Below are 17,123 nucleotides of genomic sequence, written 5' to 3' on the forward strand. Positions count from 1 at the left end.
ACTCTTTAACCTTTCTCAATTTCTTCTGGGAAAAACCAATTTTGCTCACCATTCTGAAATTTTGCGGTGATACCAATACTTCTGCCGTCTGTCATTTTATAGCCTGTTATTACGGCTTTAGGATTCGAGGATATTTGATCTATTAATTTAGCTGGTAGTCTATCTTTTACTTTGTTAATGTTAATTTTGATTTTACTACCGATTTTGGGTAATAATTTTGTTTCAGCCATAAGAGGTAAAATGGAAGCTATTATGCAAGATTAACAGCATTTGGACAATTTTTACTAAAATGGTAGCTCTTCGTTTAATTCCTTGTTTAGATGTCGCACATGGCAGAGTGGTTAAAGGTGTAAATTTTATTAACTTGAGAGACTCAGGCGATCCTGTTGAATTAGCTTGTAGATATTCTGATGAAGGGGCAGATGAATTAGTGTTTTTAGATATTAGAGCAAGTGTGGAAAATAGGAATACATTGGTTGAACTTGTTTCTAGGACAGCAAAATCAGTGAAAATCCCTTTTACAGTAGGTGGAGGCATAGATTCTGTTTCTTCTATTAATGATCTTTTAAGAGCAGGAGCGGATAAAGTGAGTTTGAATTCTTCAGCCGTAAGAAATCCCAATTTAATTTCTGAAAGTTCTAGAGAATTTGGTACTCAATGCATCGTTATAGCAATTGATGCTCGAAGAAAAGTTAACAAGGTTGATAAGTGGGAGGTATATGTAAAAGGAGGGCGAGAAAATACTGGCATAGATGTACTAAGTTGGGCAAAGAAAGTTGAGGAATTAGGCGCGGGGGAAATATTGCTTACTTCAATGGATGGTGATGGAACACAGAACGGATATGATTTGAACTTGACAGAATCTGTTTCAAACATTGTTGATATCCCAGTAATTGCATCTGGAGGGGCAGGCTCTCTAGAGGATATCTTTGATGTTTTCAAAGAAGGCAGGGCATCAGCAGCACTTTTAGCATCATTACTTCATGATAAGAAACTTACTTTAAAAGAAATAAAAACTTTCCTCCTAGAAAAAAAACTTCCAATTAGACCATATGAATAAAAAATTTAATTTAATCCCAAAAAGAAATAAGGTTAAAATTTAAAAATGAAATTTACAAAAACTATCGAAGTCAAAAATATATTTAATAAAATTTCTTATAAATATGACTTTTTAAATAATTTATTAAGTTTTGGGCTACACAAATTATGGAAAAGGAAATTAGTTAATCTATTGGAACCTTTAAATGGTGAAGATTGGGCTGATTTGTGCTGTGGAACTGGAGATTTAGCATTCTTAATTTCTGAGAAAGTTAGTCCAATGGGCTCAATTACTGGAATTGACAGTGCAGAAGATATCTTAAATATTGCTAAGAAAAAATCAGAATTAAAAAAAAATAAATTTATAAAGTGGGAAATTCAAGATGTATTAGAAATTAATGATTATTCAAAAAATTTTGATGGGATTTGCATGTCATATGGACTAAGAAACTTGAATAATGTTGAAGAAGGATTAAAAAAAGTTTTTTATCTTTTGAAGGATAAAGGAAGAGCAGGATTTTTAGATTTTAATCACTCAACAAAAAGTTCTTTATCTAATATTTTTCAGAAAATTTATTTGAGATTTATTGTAGTAACCATTTCGCAGCTTTTTAATTTAGGTCCAGAGTACGCATATATTGAAAAAAGTATTAGAAATTTTCCAAAGAAAAATGAGCTTATAAACATTGCTAAGGAAGTTGGATTTAAAAAAGCTCAATATAGGACTATTTTGGGCGGGCAAATGGGAATTCTAATTTTAACTAAATAAAGAATTTAGTTATTTATTTTTCTCCAACAAAAAGAACACTTTCCCCATCGCTTGATTTCGCCCTTAGGAGTAGGGGAATTACAGAGAGTACAAATGCACATATTATTTTGATGGATTCTGCTTGGATGCTTTGCCCAAACTATCTTTGCATTAGTAGCTTTGATATTTTTATTTTTAATTTCATAATTTTGTATTATTTTTATTTCATTCAAAGTTATTCCAATTTTCTCGATTCTCTCTTTTAATTTATGCTTGTTATAGATTAAAGCTTGGCGCCACTGTGGATGATTTACTGCAATAGTAAGTATTTTTTTTTCAATATTTAATGGTTTGCATTCTTGAAATAGTTCCAAACCGATTAGGTTCTTCCAGTTTTCGTTTATTTGAGAAAGTTTATCTAAATCTCCCCATGATTTTTTGAAATTATCAAGACAATTTTTTAATGGATGTGGATTCCTTCTATTCACTATTGGCAAATAATTTTTGTCCAATTTGTAAAATTTGCTTATTAAGACTAAAGTTAATCTAATCTTCAAAAAGATGCTCGTTGTTTTAATAAAGAATTTGTGAAAGTTATTGGATCTGCATCTAAGACAGTTTTTTACTTAAAAAAAATCCAGGGTCAATATCCAACATGGAGACTTCTTTACAAAATAAAATGTAAAAGTACCGAAAATGAGCTAACAAACTTGCTTGGATATTCTGAAATAAAGAAAAATCAGCCAGTAGCGATAATCGCAAGAGAACAGTTCTCAGGGGTTGGCCAAAACTCAAAAACTTGGGTTTCTCCAAAAGGCGGGATTTGGTTAAGTGCAGCTTACCCAATATTTTCAAAAGAATTTGCATGTCAAATATTTAATTTGTCTTTAGGTATTAAGTTATGTGAAATGCTTAGACAAGAGAATATAAATGTTTGTTTGAAATGGCCAAATGATATTTTTTTTGGTTCAAAAAAGTTGATTGGATTTTTACCAAGGGTGATAACAAGGGGCAAAGAAATTATCTATGTAAGAGTAGGACTTGGCATGAATCTTTTAAATTACACTCCATCGGAAGGTATTTCATTATCAAAAGTACTTCAAACCAAGAATATTAATCAACATTATTGGACAGCGAAAGTTCTTAAGGCTTTTTATGATTCAATTGAATCTAATAAGAAGAAAGAATATGTGATTAAATCTGCAAATAAGTTTCTTACTAAAAGTTTTTTACCTAGTGGTTATTGTCCTCATACATGGAAAATTAAAGATATTGATTCCAATGGGAATTTAAGAATTGAAAATGAAACTCAACTGAAGGTAATTAGAAGGTTTTGAATTTAATTAACTTTTAATTCAACTATTCTTCCATCCTTAAATTTGGCTATTTTTTTTGCGCGATTTGCAACTTCATCTTCATGGGTAACTAAAACTATAGTTATTCCAGATTCATGCAGCTTGTCAAAAAGATCTAATACATCTTCAGTGGTTTTTGAATCTAGTGCTCCAGTAGGTTCGTCTGCTAACAAAATTGCAGGGTTATTTATGATAGCCCTCGCAATAGCAACTCGTTGTTGTTGACCTCCGGATAATTGGTTTGGACGATTATTCATTCTTTCTGAAAGGCCTACTTTTTTTAAGGCATTCTTACCTCGCTCTAATCTTTGTTCAGGATCAATACCAGCATAAATCATCGGCAAAGTTACATTTTCAAGAGCAGTTGCGTCTGAAAGAAGATGAAATTGTTGAAAAACGAAGCCTAATTTTTGGTTACGTATTTCCGCGAGCTCATCATCAGATAAATTCTCAACAGGAATTCCATTTAATTTATAAATACCTTCTGATGGTCTATCTAGACATCCAATAATATTCATTGCTGTACTTTTGCCTGAGCCACTAGCTCCCATTACAGCTAAATAATCACCTTTATAAATTTCTAAGTTTATGCTGTCTAAGGCTTTAACAGTTAGATCTTCTTTCCCATATGTTTTAGATATATTTTCTAAACTCGCGACTTTCTTGGACATTTATTAAAGAATGCTTCTAGGAAATATTGTTTGCTGTAGCAATAATATCTTTTAAGAAAGGAGTTTCTGAAACTGCTGTATTAGCTAATTTAAAAAGAGGATTAGACAGGATTCCTCCAAGAGCAGTTACTGCGACACAAGTATAAAGTGCAATTCTCAAGGGAGGTAATCCTACAATTCCCCAATTAATTTCAGGATATGACTTGACTATTTCAGAAGCTTCCATTGGTTCTTTAACTACCATCATTTTTATTACTGAAATGTAGTAATAAATAGATATAACTGAAGTTACTAATCCAACTATAACTAATAGATATTGATGATTTGCCCAACCTGCAAAGAACAAGTATATCTTCCCAAAAAATCCTAACATTGGAGGTAAACCTCCAAGAGATAAAAGACAAAGGCTTAAGCCTAATGTAATGAGAGGATCTTTTTGGTAAAGTCCTGAGTAATCAAGAATTCTGTCAGAGCCAGTTCTTAGAGAGAAAAGTATTACACAAGAAAATGCACCCAAATTCATAAACAAATATGCAGCCAAATATAAAACAGCTGCTGATAAACCATCTTGTGTGCCAGATACTATTCCAATCATTACAAATCCGGCTTGTCCAATAGAACTGTAAGCTAGCATCCTTTTCATGGATGTTTGAGCTAGAGCTACAACATTTCCTAGAGCCATGCTTAATATGGCCAAAATGGTAAATAAAAGTTTCCATTCTTCGTCAAAAGAAGAGAAAGTTGTGCTTAATATTCTTATCGCAAATGCAAAGCCCGCTGTTTTTGAACCAACAGATAAAAAAGCTACGACAGGTGTAGGTGAACCCTCATATACATCAGGAGTCCATTGATGAAAGGGAACAGCAGCAATTTTAAATGCAACTGTTGATAAGACAAATACAAGCGCTAGTGAAGTAATGAAGGACGGCTTATTGATAATCTCTAAACCTATTGTTGCTAAGTTTGTTGAGCCACTTAATCCATAAAGAAAAGAGGATCCATACAAATAGACAGCAGCAGCAGCTGATCCAACAAGGAGGTATTTTAAGGCCGCTTCTGAACTTCTTGGATCTCTCTTGAGGTAACCAGAAAGTAAGTAACTTGCTACAGATAAAGTTTCCAGAGATATAAATACACTAATAAGGTCAGTAGATCCACACAAAAGCATTGCTCCAAGAGTGGCCGATAGAACTATCGCGGCAAACTCTCCAATTGGGCTACCACTTTGTTCTGTATACCGCCAACTTATAAGTAAAGATACTAAGGTTGATAAAGAAATTATTGCTCTAAATGCGATTGCTAAATTATCTGAATTAAAGGACCCAAGGAATGCGCTTTCTACCGGATTGCTCCATTGCAATGCCAAACTTACAATAGAGCTGCCAATTGATAAATAGCAAATTATTGGTGCCCATTTTGATGCAGTTTTTTCTCCAGCTAAATCTACAAGAAGTGTTCCAACAATACCTAATAAAATAAAAGCCTCTGGAATAATGGCTTGAGCATTTAGATTAATTGTAAAGATTTCGTTGGGCACTTTATTAAATTGGATTAAATTAGATGTTTGATTGTAAGAGTCTAAGAGTTAATCTTAACTTGATTATAATTTGTGGGTATGATTTTTGAAATTTTAAGAATAAATTACTTGAAAAAGCTTCAAATAATCATAATATGCCCTAACTGAACAAAAACACCAATTTTTGAAATAAACCTTGGATCACACACTTGTTATTGTTGAAAGTCCCACCAAAGCAAAAACCATAAGAAAGTTTTTGCCCTCTAATTTTGAAGTTCTCGCTTCAATGGGACACGTAAGAGATCTTCCAAAAGGAGCTGCTGAAATACCTGCTGCGGTTAAAAAGGAAAAATGGTCAAGGATAGGAGTTAATACAACAGAAGATTTTGAACCACTTTATATAGTTCCAAAAGATAAGAAAAAGGTTGTTAAAGAGTTAAAAGATGCATTGAAAGGTGCGACCCAGCTATTACTGGCAACTGATGAAGATAGAGAGGGAGAGAGTATTAGCTGGCATCTCCTACAAATACTTAAGCCTAAAATACCAACTAAAAGAATGGTTTTTCATGAAATTACGAAAAAGGCAATTAATAAAGCTTTAGACCAAACAAGAGAAATTGATATGGAACTTGTTCAGGCTCAAGAAACAAGAAGAATCTTGGACAGGCTTTTTGGATATGAATTATCTCCTTTACTTTGGAAGAAAGTAGCCCCCCGATTATCTGCTGGTCGTGTTCAATCAGTTTCTGTAAGACTTCTTGTTAGGAGAGAGAGAGAGAGAAGATCCTTTAAAAAAGCTAGTTACTGGGGGATTAAAGCTTCCCTAGTAAAAGATAATGTTACTTTCGAAACTAAATTATTTAGTTTAAATGGTCAAAGAATTTCTAATGGTTCCGATTTCGATGAACAGACTGGTAAATTAAAACAAGGAAATAAATCTCTAATTCTTGGAGAAGAAAAAGTAAGTGACCTATTGAAGATTTTTTCCTCTGGGGATTGGTTAGTCTCAAAAATCGAAAAAAAGCCATCTACTCGTAAGCCAGTTCCTCCATTTACAACTAGTACATTGCAACAAGAAGCAAACAGGAAGCTTCGTTTGTCTGCAAGAGAAACAATGAGATGTGCCCAAGGCCTATATGAGAGAGGTTTCATAACATATATGAGGACTGATTCGGTCCATCTTTCCGAACAAGCTACAAAAGCTGCTAGAGAATGTGTCAGCTCTATGTATGGAAAAGAATATTTATCTAAATCACCAAGACAATTTAATTCAACTGCAAGGAATGCTCAAGAAGCACACGAAGCAATTAGGCCTGCAGGTGAGGTATTTAAAACACCAAAGGAAACAACTTTAACTGGAAGAGACTTATCTCTTTACGATTTAATTTGGAAAAGAACTGTAGCTAGTCAAATGGCGGAAGCTAGGCTAACAATGATTAATGCTGAAATTAGTGTGGGGGATGGATTATTTAAATCGAGTGGGAAAAGTATTGATTTCCCAGGATTCTTCAGAGCTTATGTCGAGGGAAGTGATGACCCAAGTTCATCCCTTGAACAACAGGAAATTATTCTCCCCAACTTGACTGCCGGAATACGTCTTGAAGTTGCTAATAAGGAATCTACTTTTCATGAAACTAAACCGCCAGCAAGATATACAGAGGCTGCATTAGTTAAAGTTCTTGAAAAAGAAGGGATTGGAAGACCATCTACCTATGCAAGCATTATTGGGACAATTGTGGATAGAGGTTATGCAAATATATCTTCCAATACTTTGGCTCCAACGTTTACAGCTTTTGCTGTTACTGCACTATTAGAAGAACATTTCCCTGATTTGGTTGATACTACTTTTACTGCAAAAATGGAATCTTCATTGGATGAAATATCTTCAGGTAATCTTGAATGGCTTCCTTACCTTGAGACTTTCTATAAAGGTAAAAATGGTCTTGAGGTAAAAGTTCAGAAAACAGAGGGTGATATTGATGGCAAGGCTTATAGACAAGTTGATTTCGAAGACCTTCCTTGCGTAGTCAGAATAGGCTCTAATGGACCATGGCTTGAAGGTACAAAAATTGATGAATCTGGTAACGAAATTCAGGCTAAAGGTAATCTTCCAATGGATATTACTCCTGGAGATTTAGATATAAAGCAAGTTGATCAAATTTTAAGTGGCCCATCAGATCTTGGAACTGATCCAAAAACTGGGGAAAAAGTCTTTTTAAGATTTGGCCCTTATGGACCTTACGTACAGTTGGGAAATAATGATCAAGATAGAGCTAAACCAAGAAGAGCTTCATTACCCAAAGAGTTGAAAACTGATGATCTAACTCTAGATGAGGCTCTTGTACTATTAAGTTTGCCTAGATTGTTAGGAGCTCATCCTGAAGGAGGAGTTGTTGAGGCTGATAGAGGAAGATTTGGCCCGTATATCAAATGGATTAAAAATGAAAATGAATCTGAAAACAGATCCTTAAAGAAAGAGGATGATGTTTTTACCGTTGATATAGAACGAGCATTAGAAATTCTTGCGATGCCAAAAATGGGTAGAGGTGGTCAAGAGGTACTTAAAGACTTTGGAAAACCGAAAGAATTTAAAGAAAAAATTCAAATATTAAATGGAAGATATGGCGTCTATTTAAAATGTGGCAAAACTAATGTTTCGCTTGCCAAAGATACTGACATAGAAAAAATTACCATAGATGACGCAGTTTCTCTTTTAGAAGAAAAACTAAAAGATAAAAAAGGGGCAATTTTAAAAAAAACAAAGATTAGTAATAAAAAAACTACAAGGAAAAAGAAAGGTTAGAAAAAATATGATTTTAAAAAAAAAAGAATTTTTTTTATTAATTTTTTTAATTTTCTTGCAATCATGCTCTGGAGGTAGGATTGGAAATTTTCTTGAAAGTAGTTTTAATGATTTAGAAAAAACAAGCAAAAATAAAGATTTACAAAATAACTTATTAAATAAAAATGATATAAATTTAGAAAAAGAAAACAAAAAATTTGATGATAAAAAAAATAAAAAAATTAAGAAAGTAGAAAAGCCAAAAAATTTTCCAGAAAATAAAAACGATATAAATTTAGAAAAAGAAAACAAAAAATTTAATGATAAAAAAAATAAAAAAATTAAAAATCTTTCAAAAAAAAGAAAAATTGAGCTTCAATCTTACAAAATAATATTCATTTTAAAAGATGTAGATCCAAAAGATCCCACGGAAGAGTTAAGTTCCATATTGAGTAATTCTGAGGTAAATTTTGAAATAGAAAAGATTGAACGTATCTTAGATTCAAAAAATAAAAGTATGAATAAAAATTAATTAAAAATATTCAACAAAAAATGAAAATAACAACAAAAACTGAAGCATTAAATATTGTCGAGACCTCTTATTTAGCATCTCTTTCGTCTTTATTATGGGTTGCATTATATTATCTGCCAATTGGGGGAGCTTTATTAAGGTTGATCTTACCCCTGCCAATCATCTTGTTGCACTTGAGAAGAGGAACTAAAATTGCATTGGAAGGACTTTTAATACAATTTCTACTTTTATTAATAATTATGGGTCCTGTTAGAGGAACTTTATTTTTATTTCCTTATGGGATCTTGGCTTTTTGGTTAGGTTGGTGTTGGTTTAAAGAAAAGAGTTGGGAGCTTAGTTTAACTGGAGGAGTTGTTATTGGAACCCTTGGCTTCTTACTAAGAGTAATAGCATTATCTACGTTGGTTGGAGATAATCTTTGGGTGTTAATTACTAGAGCGAGTTACGGTCTAATAGAAAAGTTCATTGGATTATTTAATTTACCTTTATATCCCTCAATTTTGAGTATACAATTAGGTGCAATTTTATTAATAATTTTTCAAGAAATAGTTTATGTTTTAACTGTACATGTGGTTGCCTATTCTCTTTTTCCTAGATTTAAATTAACTATCCCAGATCCTCCAAGATTATTAAATGGCTTAGTTGATTTTAATAATTAAAAAAGTAAGAATGTACAGTAAAGAATTAGGGATAAATTTTTTTGGTAATGAAACCAATAAAAAAAGACAACTTAATAAGATAGAAATACTGAAAAAGAATATTAAAAATTTAAAAATATTTCTTATAATTGCTGGCACTAATACATCTCAAATCCCAGGAATTTCCGCAGCAGGTATTAATGCAAAATCAAGGAGAAAAACTGCGCTGGCAGATGCCGAATTTTTGCTTGAGGGTGCTTCAAAAGATCATAAATATAAATTGCCTCTTCTCAATGCAGGAGTAACTCCGGCCCTAATCAGTCATGTTTGTTCAAAGCTTATAAATATTTATCCAGTTATTGTTCCTCTCGGAATAGGAACAAAACCTTATTTTAATCATTTGGTTGTAGAAGATAGAAATTTGGGCCCATCAAATTGTCTTACTACTGGTAAATCGATGACTAAAGAGAGAGTTTTAAATCTCTATGAAAAAGGTCTTGCGATAGGAAAATCCTTAAAACAACCAGTTTTAATTTCTGAATCTGTACCGGGGGGCACCACAACTGCTCAGGCAGTAATGGAAGCTTTTGGTTTGCAGGTATCTAATTTAGTTGGGAGTAGTTTGTTTAAAGCTCCAAGAGAACTAAGAAGACAAGTAGTTAAAAGAGGACTTTTCAATGCAAATTTCAAGGCTGATTTCGACTCTTTTGATGTTGTCGCGGCGGTAGGTGATCCTTTCCAAGCTTTCTCAATGGGTCTATTAATTGGTGCCAGGTTAGCAAAACAACCTGTAATATTGTCTGGAGGAAGTCAGATGTTAGCGGTAATTTTGCTTGTATTAGAATTTTTAGATGAAAAAAATAAAGATGAATTTATTGAAGATGTTTTTATTGCGACAACTGGGTGGCTTGTGAAAGATAATTCTCTAAATGATTTAGTAAATCTAATTAATGAAAAATATGATGTAAAATTACTAGGTTTAGCCAGTCCTTTAAATTTCAAATCTTCAAAATACAAAGAATTGAGAGATTATGAATTAGGTCATGTAAAAGAAGGTGTAGGTGCTGGTGGAATTTCATTGCTTGCTTTCTTAGATGGATTTAAAAATGAAGAAATAGTTTCATTGTGTCAACTAAATCTGGAAATGATGAAGGGTCTAGGTCAAATTTCTTTAGATAAGGATTGCTGAATGTTTTCAAAATTTGCAACTAGAAGAGAATTTTTAAATTGCGGTACGCTTTCGCTTTTATTTTTCTTAAACTCTTGCAGTAATCTACCTAATAAAGTAAAAATTGCATTACAAAATTCTTTTTATCCAGAATCTTTTAAAGACACGATTCCAAAAGATTGGAAGCAGGAAAAAATTAATTTTGAAAATGTTCGGCTACAAAAAAATAGAAACACAATTTTTAATTCTGACTTTACTTTAATAAATGATGGATGGATTTCTAGTATAGATTTTTCAGAATTTGAAAAAGTTAATGAATATGCACTTTTCGAAAATTTAGATAAGAGATCGATAGATTTTTTGGGAAGTTTTAATCAAAATCAGAGGAGTAAATTATTTCCTATTGGCGTAGTACCCTATACAATTATCATTAAAAATAATAAAAAATTAATAAATTCAGCCAAAACATCTTGGGATTTTCTTCTTTCTAAAGAATTAACTGGGAAAATTATTTTTCCACAAAGTCCCAGAATAATATTGTCAATTGCTCAAAAAATTAATTCATTTAATTCTTTAAAAAAACTTAAAAGCCAAGCGATGTTATTTGATGATAAAAATATGCTCAATTGGTTGATTAATTCTGATGCTATTGTCGCAATAGTTCCTTATAGTCTTTGTTCAAAATATTTAAAAATAGATCCAAGGCTTTCTTTAGTTTTCCCAAGCCAAGGCGTACCTTTGATGTGGCATTTTCTACTTAGTCGATCAAATTTAAATAATGCAATATTAATTAAATGGATTAAATCTTTAGAAAATAAATCAATAGTAGATAAATTAGTAAGCCAGGGTTGGTATCTTCCATTCAATAGTGATTATTTACAAAGTAAATATAAATCTGAAATGCTACCCATCTCAGGACCTTCTGAGAAATGTTGGGAAAATAGTTGGTCTTTTCCTCTCTTAACAAATGAACAAAAAATTAATCTTAAAAATATCTGGAATGAGTCCTTATCCCCATAATCTTTTTGAAGGATTTTCAATTAATAAGTTATGAGTTTCCTTTAATAAATTTGGTATATCTAATTTACTAGGACATTTAGGAACACATTCATTACATTCTTGACAAAATGAGGAATTTTTTTCTTCCCACCAGTGGCCAGCTTTTCCAATTAAATTGTATCTTTCTTTGGAAAATTCTAATTGGCCATAACCAATAGATATATTTCTTAAACGAAGTATTTCTGGAATAGGCACTTCATTTGGACATGGAAGACAAGATCTACATTGTTCACATTTGGTTGAGTTTAATCTTTCATTAGAAACTTCCTCAATTTTGTTCAGGGCACTTTTTTCAAGTTTTGTAAGATTCTCGAATGAGTTTCTAAGTTTATGCGCAAATTCAAAATCTTTTTTGTTTGAAGCCCCCAAGGATAAAGTTGTAATGCCTTTTGCCAGCAGAAATCGATACGCTAATTCTAATGGATGAAAAGGCTTGGAAGCCTCTATCAAAATATCACTTGGAGAATACAATCTACCGCCTTTATCAGCAGGTGATATTGCTAAAACTCCCATACCTTTTTTTATAGCTTCCTCTGCTAAAGCAATCTTAGATTGATCTAAATAATGTAAATGAAGACTACAAAAAGTAAAAACTTCAGAGTTAATTGCATCTTTAATTAGTGAATAACTTCCGTGAGAACTAAAACCAACTTGATCAACTAGCTCCTTCTCAAGTATCCAAGATATGAATTTTTTACCCTCTCCAACAAGAACCCAATCTAGATGTTGTTTTAAGTTGAGTCCGTGAATTGCAAGATTATTAATTTTCTCGCGATTTAAATTTTTAAGAGACTTTTTAAAATTATTTTTTAAAAAGTCAAAATCACCCTTTGGTAAAACTTTGGAAGTAATCACCCAATTTTTTTCTTTTATATTCTCTTCTATTGCTAATTTTTTTATTGAATTTCCAATAAGTGATTCAGCATCACCATAAGAAGGTGCTGTTTCTATGTGGTTAATTCCTACATAATATGCATTTTTTATTATGCTATACATTTTTTCGAGACTTTCAGTTGCTCGCATTGTTCCTAAAGTGAATAAGCTCACTTTGGCCCCTCTACCAAATGATCTTTTTTGTGAATTAATAATCATCTAAATATGATCAATTTCTTTTTATTTACTCTTTAATTTATTTATAGTTGAAAATCATTTAAAGTAAATTAAAGTAAATACAAAATTTTGCAAAATATTTTTCTTAAATCTATGTTTACAGGAATAATTCAATCAGTTGGAAAACTAAGACAAGAAAAAAATATATTAGAAATTGAAATTCTAGATAATTTATTTGATATGGCAATCGGTGACAGCATAGCTGTTGATGGAATTTGTTTAACAGTTAAAGAGATTTTTCAAAATAAATTTACTGTTGATGTTAGTGAGGAGACATTAAAAAAAACAACTTTAGGAGTAAAGTCGAACTTGAATCAAATTGTTAATTTGGAGCCCGCTCTTAGGGTGTCTGACCGTCTAGGAGGGCATATAGTCAGCGGACATGTAGATGGCCTTGGAACAGTTGAGAACATAGAAAAATTAGAGAAATCTTGGCTCTTATCAATAAAGTGGAAAAATAATAATTTTTCAAAATATGTTGTTAATAAAGGGAGTATTTGTGTAAATGGTATAAGTCTTACGATTGCAAAATATGAGCAGGAAGGAGAAATATTTACTATTGCGATAATTCCTCATACTTGGCATAACACAAATCTGAATAAATTAAATATCGGTGACAGCGTAAACCTTGAGGCAGATGCACTAATTAAATATGTTGAGAAATTACTTTTATTTAATAAAAATAGTAATCAAGATTTATCTTCAAATAATATTTCTTCCGAGTGGCTTAAAGAAAACGGTTGGTAAAATATATTTCTTAATTTAATGGAATCAGATAAATTGTTTTTGATTCTTTTTTAAGATCTATTTTAAATTCCTGACCAGGTTCTAGACCTAATTTTTTGGTGTAGGCATGACCAATTAATAGGTTCCCATTGCCATGAACTTTAGTTCTGAACTCTGTCTGCCTGCCTCTTGAAGCTCTATTACCATTTTTCCCCTGACGACCATTTCCTATTTTGTAACCCTTAGCTTCAATAAGTGCCCTATAAAAACTTTTTCTTAAGATTCTTCCACTAGGACCTACGTACCCACAACCTCTTGCTATCTCATCTTCAGATTTTTTACTTAATAATTTTGCTTTTTCAAGAAGTTCTTGTCCTTCTAGCATTATCTGACAAATTTCTAATTATATATTCTTACTAAAAAGGAGAACTGTGGCAATATAAATTAATAAAAAATATATTTAATTTTTAAAATTTAGTTTTTTATAAAAGATACAAAATAATAAATAAAATAACCCATATTCCATCTACAAAATGCCAGTACAACTCAACAGCTTCCAAAGGGAACATATTTTGACTAGTTAATCTTCCGCCCTTGATTCTAGATTGCCAAGTAATAATTAAAATCATTAAAGTGCCTAAAGTGACATGTAATCCATGAAAACCAGTAAGAGCATAAAAAGTACTTGCAAATAAATTATCGGTTAATCCAAAAGGTAAATGAAAATATTCAAATAATTGACATATTAAAAATATAATTCCAAGAAAAGCAGTAAAAAATAACCATTTTTGGGATTCAGAGTTTTTATCTTTTAAAAGTGCTTTGCCTGCTTTATGGAAAGTTGCACTACTAACAAGTAACAAAATTGTATTGAATGTAGGTATTGGTAGTTCTAATTCATAAATAGCACCATCAGGTAATGGATTTACTGCTTTATAAGTTAAATAGGCAGCAAAGAAACCAGCAAAAGTCATTCCGTCCGCAATTAGAAAAGTTATAAGACCAAACATTCTGAAGTCTTCATGTGTTTCGTTAACTTCAGAATTATTTTTTTGAATTTCTTTTGAGCTATCTAGAGTTGTCATATGTTTTTATTTTCGTTCAGAAATTTCTTTACCATAACCATAAGGTTCTTCAACTAATGGAGCTTCTCCTTCCCAATTTTCAACTGGAGGTGGAGAAGATGTTAACCATTCAGGTGTAAGAGCATTCCAAGGGTTATCTCCAGCATCTTTTCCATTTCTTACACTAAGGAATACATTAATTAAAAAAGGAATTGTACTTATAGCCATCAATAGAGCCCCAAGGCTACTAATTTGATTAACGAACTGGAATTGAGGATCATATTCTGCAACTCTTCTTGGCATTCCATTTAAACCAAGCCAATGTTGAGGAGCAAAGCACAAGTTAAATCCAATAAAGGTAATGGCAAAATGTAAAATTCCTAATTTTTCATTGAGCATTTTTCCAGTTACTTTTGGGAACCAATGATAAATTGAAGAGAAAATAATAAAAACAGTCCCTCCATAAACTATGTAATGAAAATGGGCTACAACGAAGTAGGTATCATGTACGTGAATATCGAAAGGTACCTGTGCCAAAGCAACTCCTGTAATACCTCCAAAAACGAAATTTATAATAAATCCACAAGAGAATAACATTGCACTATTGATGGAAATTTTACCTCCCCATAATGTTGCAACCCAATTAAAAAATTTTATACCTGTTGGAACAGCAATAAATGCTGTGGCAATTGTAAAGAACAATCTCATCCAAGGGGGCGTTCCACTTGTAAACATGTGATGCGCCCAAACAACTAAACCTAAAACTACTATCCCCATTATTGAAAAAACCATTGTTGTATATCCAAAAAGTGGTTTTCTAGCATGTACAGGAAGTATTTCACTAACTAAACCAAAAGCGGGAAGGACCATAATGTATACAGCTGGATGAGAATAAAACCAAAATAAATGCTGATAAACTACGACATTGCCACCTAAAACAGGATTGAAAAACCCCGTATTAGCGATGATATCGAAGCTAAGTAGAATTAAAGTGCCTGCTAAAACAGGAGTTGACAAAACAACTAATAGACTTGTTCCAAGCATTGCCCAACAATACATTGGCAATCGCATGAGTTTTAATCCTGGCCTTCTTAATTTGATAATGGTCGCTATAAAGTTTATTCCACCAAATATAGAACTGCCTCCAAGTAATAGAACGCTCATAATCCAAATAATTTGTCCAGATTGAGGCGTGGTTATGCTTAAAGGTGGATAAGCCGTCCATCCAGCCTGAGCAGCACCCTCAACAAAATAGCTTGCTACCAACATCAAACCTGAAGGAGGAATTAACCAAAAAGCTACGGCATTTAATCTTGGGAATGCCATATCTCTCGCGCCTACATAAAATGGAATTAAATAATTTCCAAAAGCACCGTTAACTACTGGCACTATCCAAAGGAATATCATTATTGTTCCGTGTAAAGTTAAAACTTGGTTATAAACATCTCTTGGCATGAAGTCAGACATTGGACTGGCTAGTTCAATTCTTATAGCGCTCGCTAAGGTTCCACCTATTAAATAGAAGAGAAAACCACAAACCAAGTATTGTATCCCAATTACTTTATGATCAAGGCTAAAACTAAAGTATCTAAGCCAGCCTTTAGGTTGAAGACTTTCATTATTAGTTTTTTGTGGATCAATTGATATTGTCATAAATTTACCTCTGGTTTTTTATTTTTGTTAAACCATTCGTTGTAATCAGATTCTTCTTCAACAATTATGGAGGCTCTCATTCCTCCATGATATGGGCCACATAATTCTGCGCAAATTATCGGATATTTTCCTACTTTTGTAGGAGTGAAATTTAGAATAGTCGGTTGTCCAGGAATAATATCTTGTTTAATTCTGAACTCTGGCACCCAAAAAGCATGAATGACATCTTTGGATTCCATTTTCATTGATACTTTTTGATCAACAGGAACGTGTAGTTCTCCTGATATGAAATTGCCCTTGGGATAATTAAATAGAAACGCAAATTGCATAGCTGAAACTTCAATCGATAAATTATTTATTGCTATTTCATTATCAGAAGTTTGACTTATTCCAGCCCATATTTTTTCAGTGTTAGAACTCATCATTTCGTGATTATGATTTAGTTCTTTCATCCCTCCCATACGATCGTAGATGTTGTAGCTATATAAACCTATTAATAAAACAATTATTGAAGGGATAATTGTCCATACAATTTCTAAGCTTAAATTCCCCTCTAAAGCTATACCATCGCCTATCTGATCATTTCTTTTCCTAAACTTAAATAGGCTATAAATAACTGCTATTGTCATTCCTATAAAAATAATTAATCCAATTATGAAAAGAATTTTAAAAAGTTCATCGTAAATTGGTGCATTAATACTTGCTTCAGCTGGGAGCAGGTTTACATTAAAACCAATCCAAAAAGATACAGAAAAAACGAGGGAAATAATTAGTATTAAATAAATGTTTTTATTTAACAATTGATCTCTAAAAATTTGTACTTATAACCTCAAGATATTCAATTTTTTTAATCCTGCATCCTTTGTTAAAAGAAAAACATTTAAATTCACAACTTCTTAAGATTTATGAAATAAAAGGCGTATTATTAATAACTTTTTAGAGTTAATTGTCAGGGAAAAAAGATTAAATTAGTAAATTATTTTTTAAATTAAAGATATTAATTTTTAATTAATGTTTGGTTTTTGAATCTAATTTATTATGCAAAATAATAGGTTTTATCCAT

Annotated in this window: 18 protein-coding genes; 9 read left to right on the forward strand and 9 right to left on the reverse strand. The window is 31.9% G+C overall.

The genetic code is table 11. From position 1 onward, the window contains the following. Window positions 1-5: 5 nt before the first annotated feature. Window positions 6-230 (reverse strand): cytochrome b6f subunit PetP, encoded by a 225-nt coding sequence (petP, locus tag HA152_RS02360; protein WP_011375988.1) that lies wholly within the window; start codon window positions 228-230, stop codon window positions 6-8. 59 nt (window positions 231-289) lie between these two features. Between petP and hisF the strand changes: the two genes are divergently transcribed. Both hisF and ubiE read left to right on the forward strand, forming a co-directional pair. After that, window positions 290-1,060: an imidazole glycerol phosphate synthase subunit HisF gene (hisF, locus tag HA152_RS02365; protein ID WP_209133134.1), complete on the forward strand. Its 771-nt coding sequence runs from the start codon at window positions 290-292 to the stop codon at window positions 1,058-1,060. Between the two features lie 45 nt (window positions 1,061-1,105). Then, the gene (gene ubiE, locus HA152_RS02370) at window positions 1,106-1,807 is read left to right on the forward strand and encodes a bifunctional demethylmenaquinone methyltransferase/2-methoxy-6-polyprenyl-1,4-benzoquinol methylase UbiE (RefSeq protein WP_209133136.1); all 702 of its coding nucleotides are present in this window, start codon (window positions 1,106-1,108) and stop codon (window positions 1,805-1,807) included. A 5-nt stretch (window positions 1,808-1,812) separates the two neighbouring features. Here ubiE and HA152_RS02375 read toward each other — a convergent pair whose 3' ends face one another. Further along, window positions 1,813-2,298 (reverse strand): DUF721 domain-containing protein, encoded by a 486-nt coding sequence (locus HA152_RS02375; RefSeq protein WP_245211177.1) that lies wholly within the window; start codon window positions 2,296-2,298, stop codon window positions 1,813-1,815. A gap of 75 nt (window positions 2,299-2,373) precedes the next feature. Here HA152_RS02375 and HA152_RS02380 point away from each other — a divergent pair, with 75 nt between their 5' ends. Further along, window positions 2,374-3,123, forward strand: a complete 750-nt coding sequence (locus tag HA152_RS02380) for a biotin--[acetyl-CoA-carboxylase] ligase (protein WP_209133138.1) — start codon at window positions 2,374-2,376, stop codon at window positions 3,121-3,123. Window positions 3,124-3,125: 2 nt separating this feature from the next. On the opposite strand, the gene HA152_RS02385 is transcribed toward HA152_RS02380, so the two are convergent. Both HA152_RS02385 and HA152_RS02390 read right to left on the reverse strand, forming a co-directional pair. Then, complete coding sequence (locus tag HA152_RS02385; RefSeq protein WP_002807731.1) at window positions 3,126-3,812, reverse strand: ABC transporter ATP-binding protein; 687 nt, start codon at window positions 3,810-3,812, stop codon at window positions 3,126-3,128. A gap of 16 nt (window positions 3,813-3,828) precedes the next feature. After that, window positions 3,829-5,349 (reverse strand): NAD(P)H-quinone oxidoreductase subunit N, encoded by a 1,521-nt coding sequence (locus HA152_RS02390; RefSeq protein ID WP_209133140.1) that lies wholly within the window; start codon window positions 5,347-5,349, stop codon window positions 3,829-3,831. A 175-nt stretch (window positions 5,350-5,524) separates the two neighbouring features. Here HA152_RS02390 and topA point away from each other — a divergent pair, with 175 nt between their 5' ends. Genes topA through HA152_RS02415 form a run of 5 tightly spaced genes read left to right on the forward strand, consistent with a single transcriptional unit; the run spans window position 5,525 to window position 11,468 of the window. Then, entirely contained in the window at window positions 5,525-8,131 is a 2,607-nt protein-coding gene (topA, locus tag HA152_RS02395) for a type I DNA topoisomerase (protein WP_209133142.1), read from the forward strand. A 7-nt stretch (window positions 8,132-8,138) separates the two neighbouring features. Next, entirely contained in the window at window positions 8,139-8,642 is a 504-nt protein-coding gene (locus tag HA152_RS02400) for a hypothetical protein (protein WP_209133144.1), read from the forward strand. Between the two features lie 20 nt (window positions 8,643-8,662). Beyond that, window positions 8,663-9,301 (forward strand): DUF2232 domain-containing protein, encoded by a 639-nt coding sequence (locus HA152_RS02405; protein WP_209133146.1) that lies wholly within the window; start codon window positions 8,663-8,665, stop codon window positions 9,299-9,301. Window positions 9,302-9,311: 10 nt separating this feature from the next. Continuing rightward, window positions 9,312-10,469, forward strand: a complete 1,158-nt coding sequence (gene cobT / locus HA152_RS02410; RefSeq protein WP_209133148.1) for a nicotinate mononucleotide-dependent phosphoribosyltransferase CobT — start codon at window positions 9,312-9,314, stop codon at window positions 10,467-10,469. After that, window positions 10,470-11,468, forward strand: a complete 999-nt coding sequence (locus tag HA152_RS02415; protein ID WP_209133150.1) for a hypothetical protein — start codon at window positions 10,470-10,472, stop codon at window positions 11,466-11,468. Here the strand turns inward: HA152_RS02415 and HA152_RS02420 are convergent. Next, window positions 11,457-12,599 carry an aldo/keto reductase gene (locus tag HA152_RS02420; protein WP_209133152.1) on the reverse strand — a complete coding sequence of 381 codons (1,143 nt, stop codon included), beginning with the start codon at window positions 12,597-12,599 and terminating at the stop codon, window positions 11,457-11,459. The two genes, HA152_RS02415 and HA152_RS02420, sit on opposite strands and share 12 nt — an antisense overlap. A gap of 111 nt (window positions 12,600-12,710) precedes the next feature. On the opposite strand from HA152_RS02420, the gene HA152_RS02425 reads away from it, so the two are divergent. Beyond that, window positions 12,711-13,364, forward strand: a complete 654-nt coding sequence (locus HA152_RS02425; RefSeq protein WP_209112653.1) for a riboflavin synthase — start codon at window positions 12,711-12,713, stop codon at window positions 13,362-13,364. Between the two features lie 10 nt (window positions 13,365-13,374). On the opposite strand, the gene HA152_RS02430 is transcribed toward HA152_RS02425, so the two are convergent. From HA152_RS02430 to coxB, 4 genes are all read right to left on the reverse strand, one after another. After that, window positions 13,375-13,728 (reverse strand): AbrB family transcriptional regulator, encoded by a 354-nt coding sequence (locus HA152_RS02430; RefSeq protein ID WP_209133154.1) that lies wholly within the window; start codon window positions 13,726-13,728, stop codon window positions 13,375-13,377. 97 nt (window positions 13,729-13,825) lie between these two features. Further along, window positions 13,826-14,428 carry a cytochrome c oxidase subunit 3 gene (locus HA152_RS02435; RefSeq protein WP_209133157.1) on the reverse strand — a complete coding sequence of 201 codons (603 nt, stop codon included), beginning with the start codon at window positions 14,426-14,428 and terminating at the stop codon, window positions 13,826-13,828. A 6-nt stretch (window positions 14,429-14,434) separates the two neighbouring features. Beyond that, window positions 14,435-16,060, reverse strand: a complete 1,626-nt coding sequence (ctaD, locus tag HA152_RS02440; RefSeq protein ID WP_209133159.1) for a cytochrome c oxidase subunit I — start codon at window positions 16,058-16,060, stop codon at window positions 14,435-14,437. Then, the gene (coxB, locus tag HA152_RS02445) at window positions 16,057-16,860 is read right to left on the reverse strand and encodes a cytochrome c oxidase subunit II (protein WP_209133162.1); all 804 of its coding nucleotides are present in this window, start codon (window positions 16,858-16,860) and stop codon (window positions 16,057-16,059) included. The genes ctaD and coxB overlap by 4 nt, the downstream gene beginning before the upstream one ends. Window positions 16,861-17,123 lie beyond the last annotated feature (263 nt).

It is taken from the genome of Prochlorococcus marinus XMU1412, from assembly GCF_017696315.1.
Classification (GTDB): domain Bacteria; phylum Cyanobacteriota; class Cyanobacteriia; order PCC-6307; family Cyanobiaceae; genus Prochlorococcus_A; species Prochlorococcus_A marinus_AF.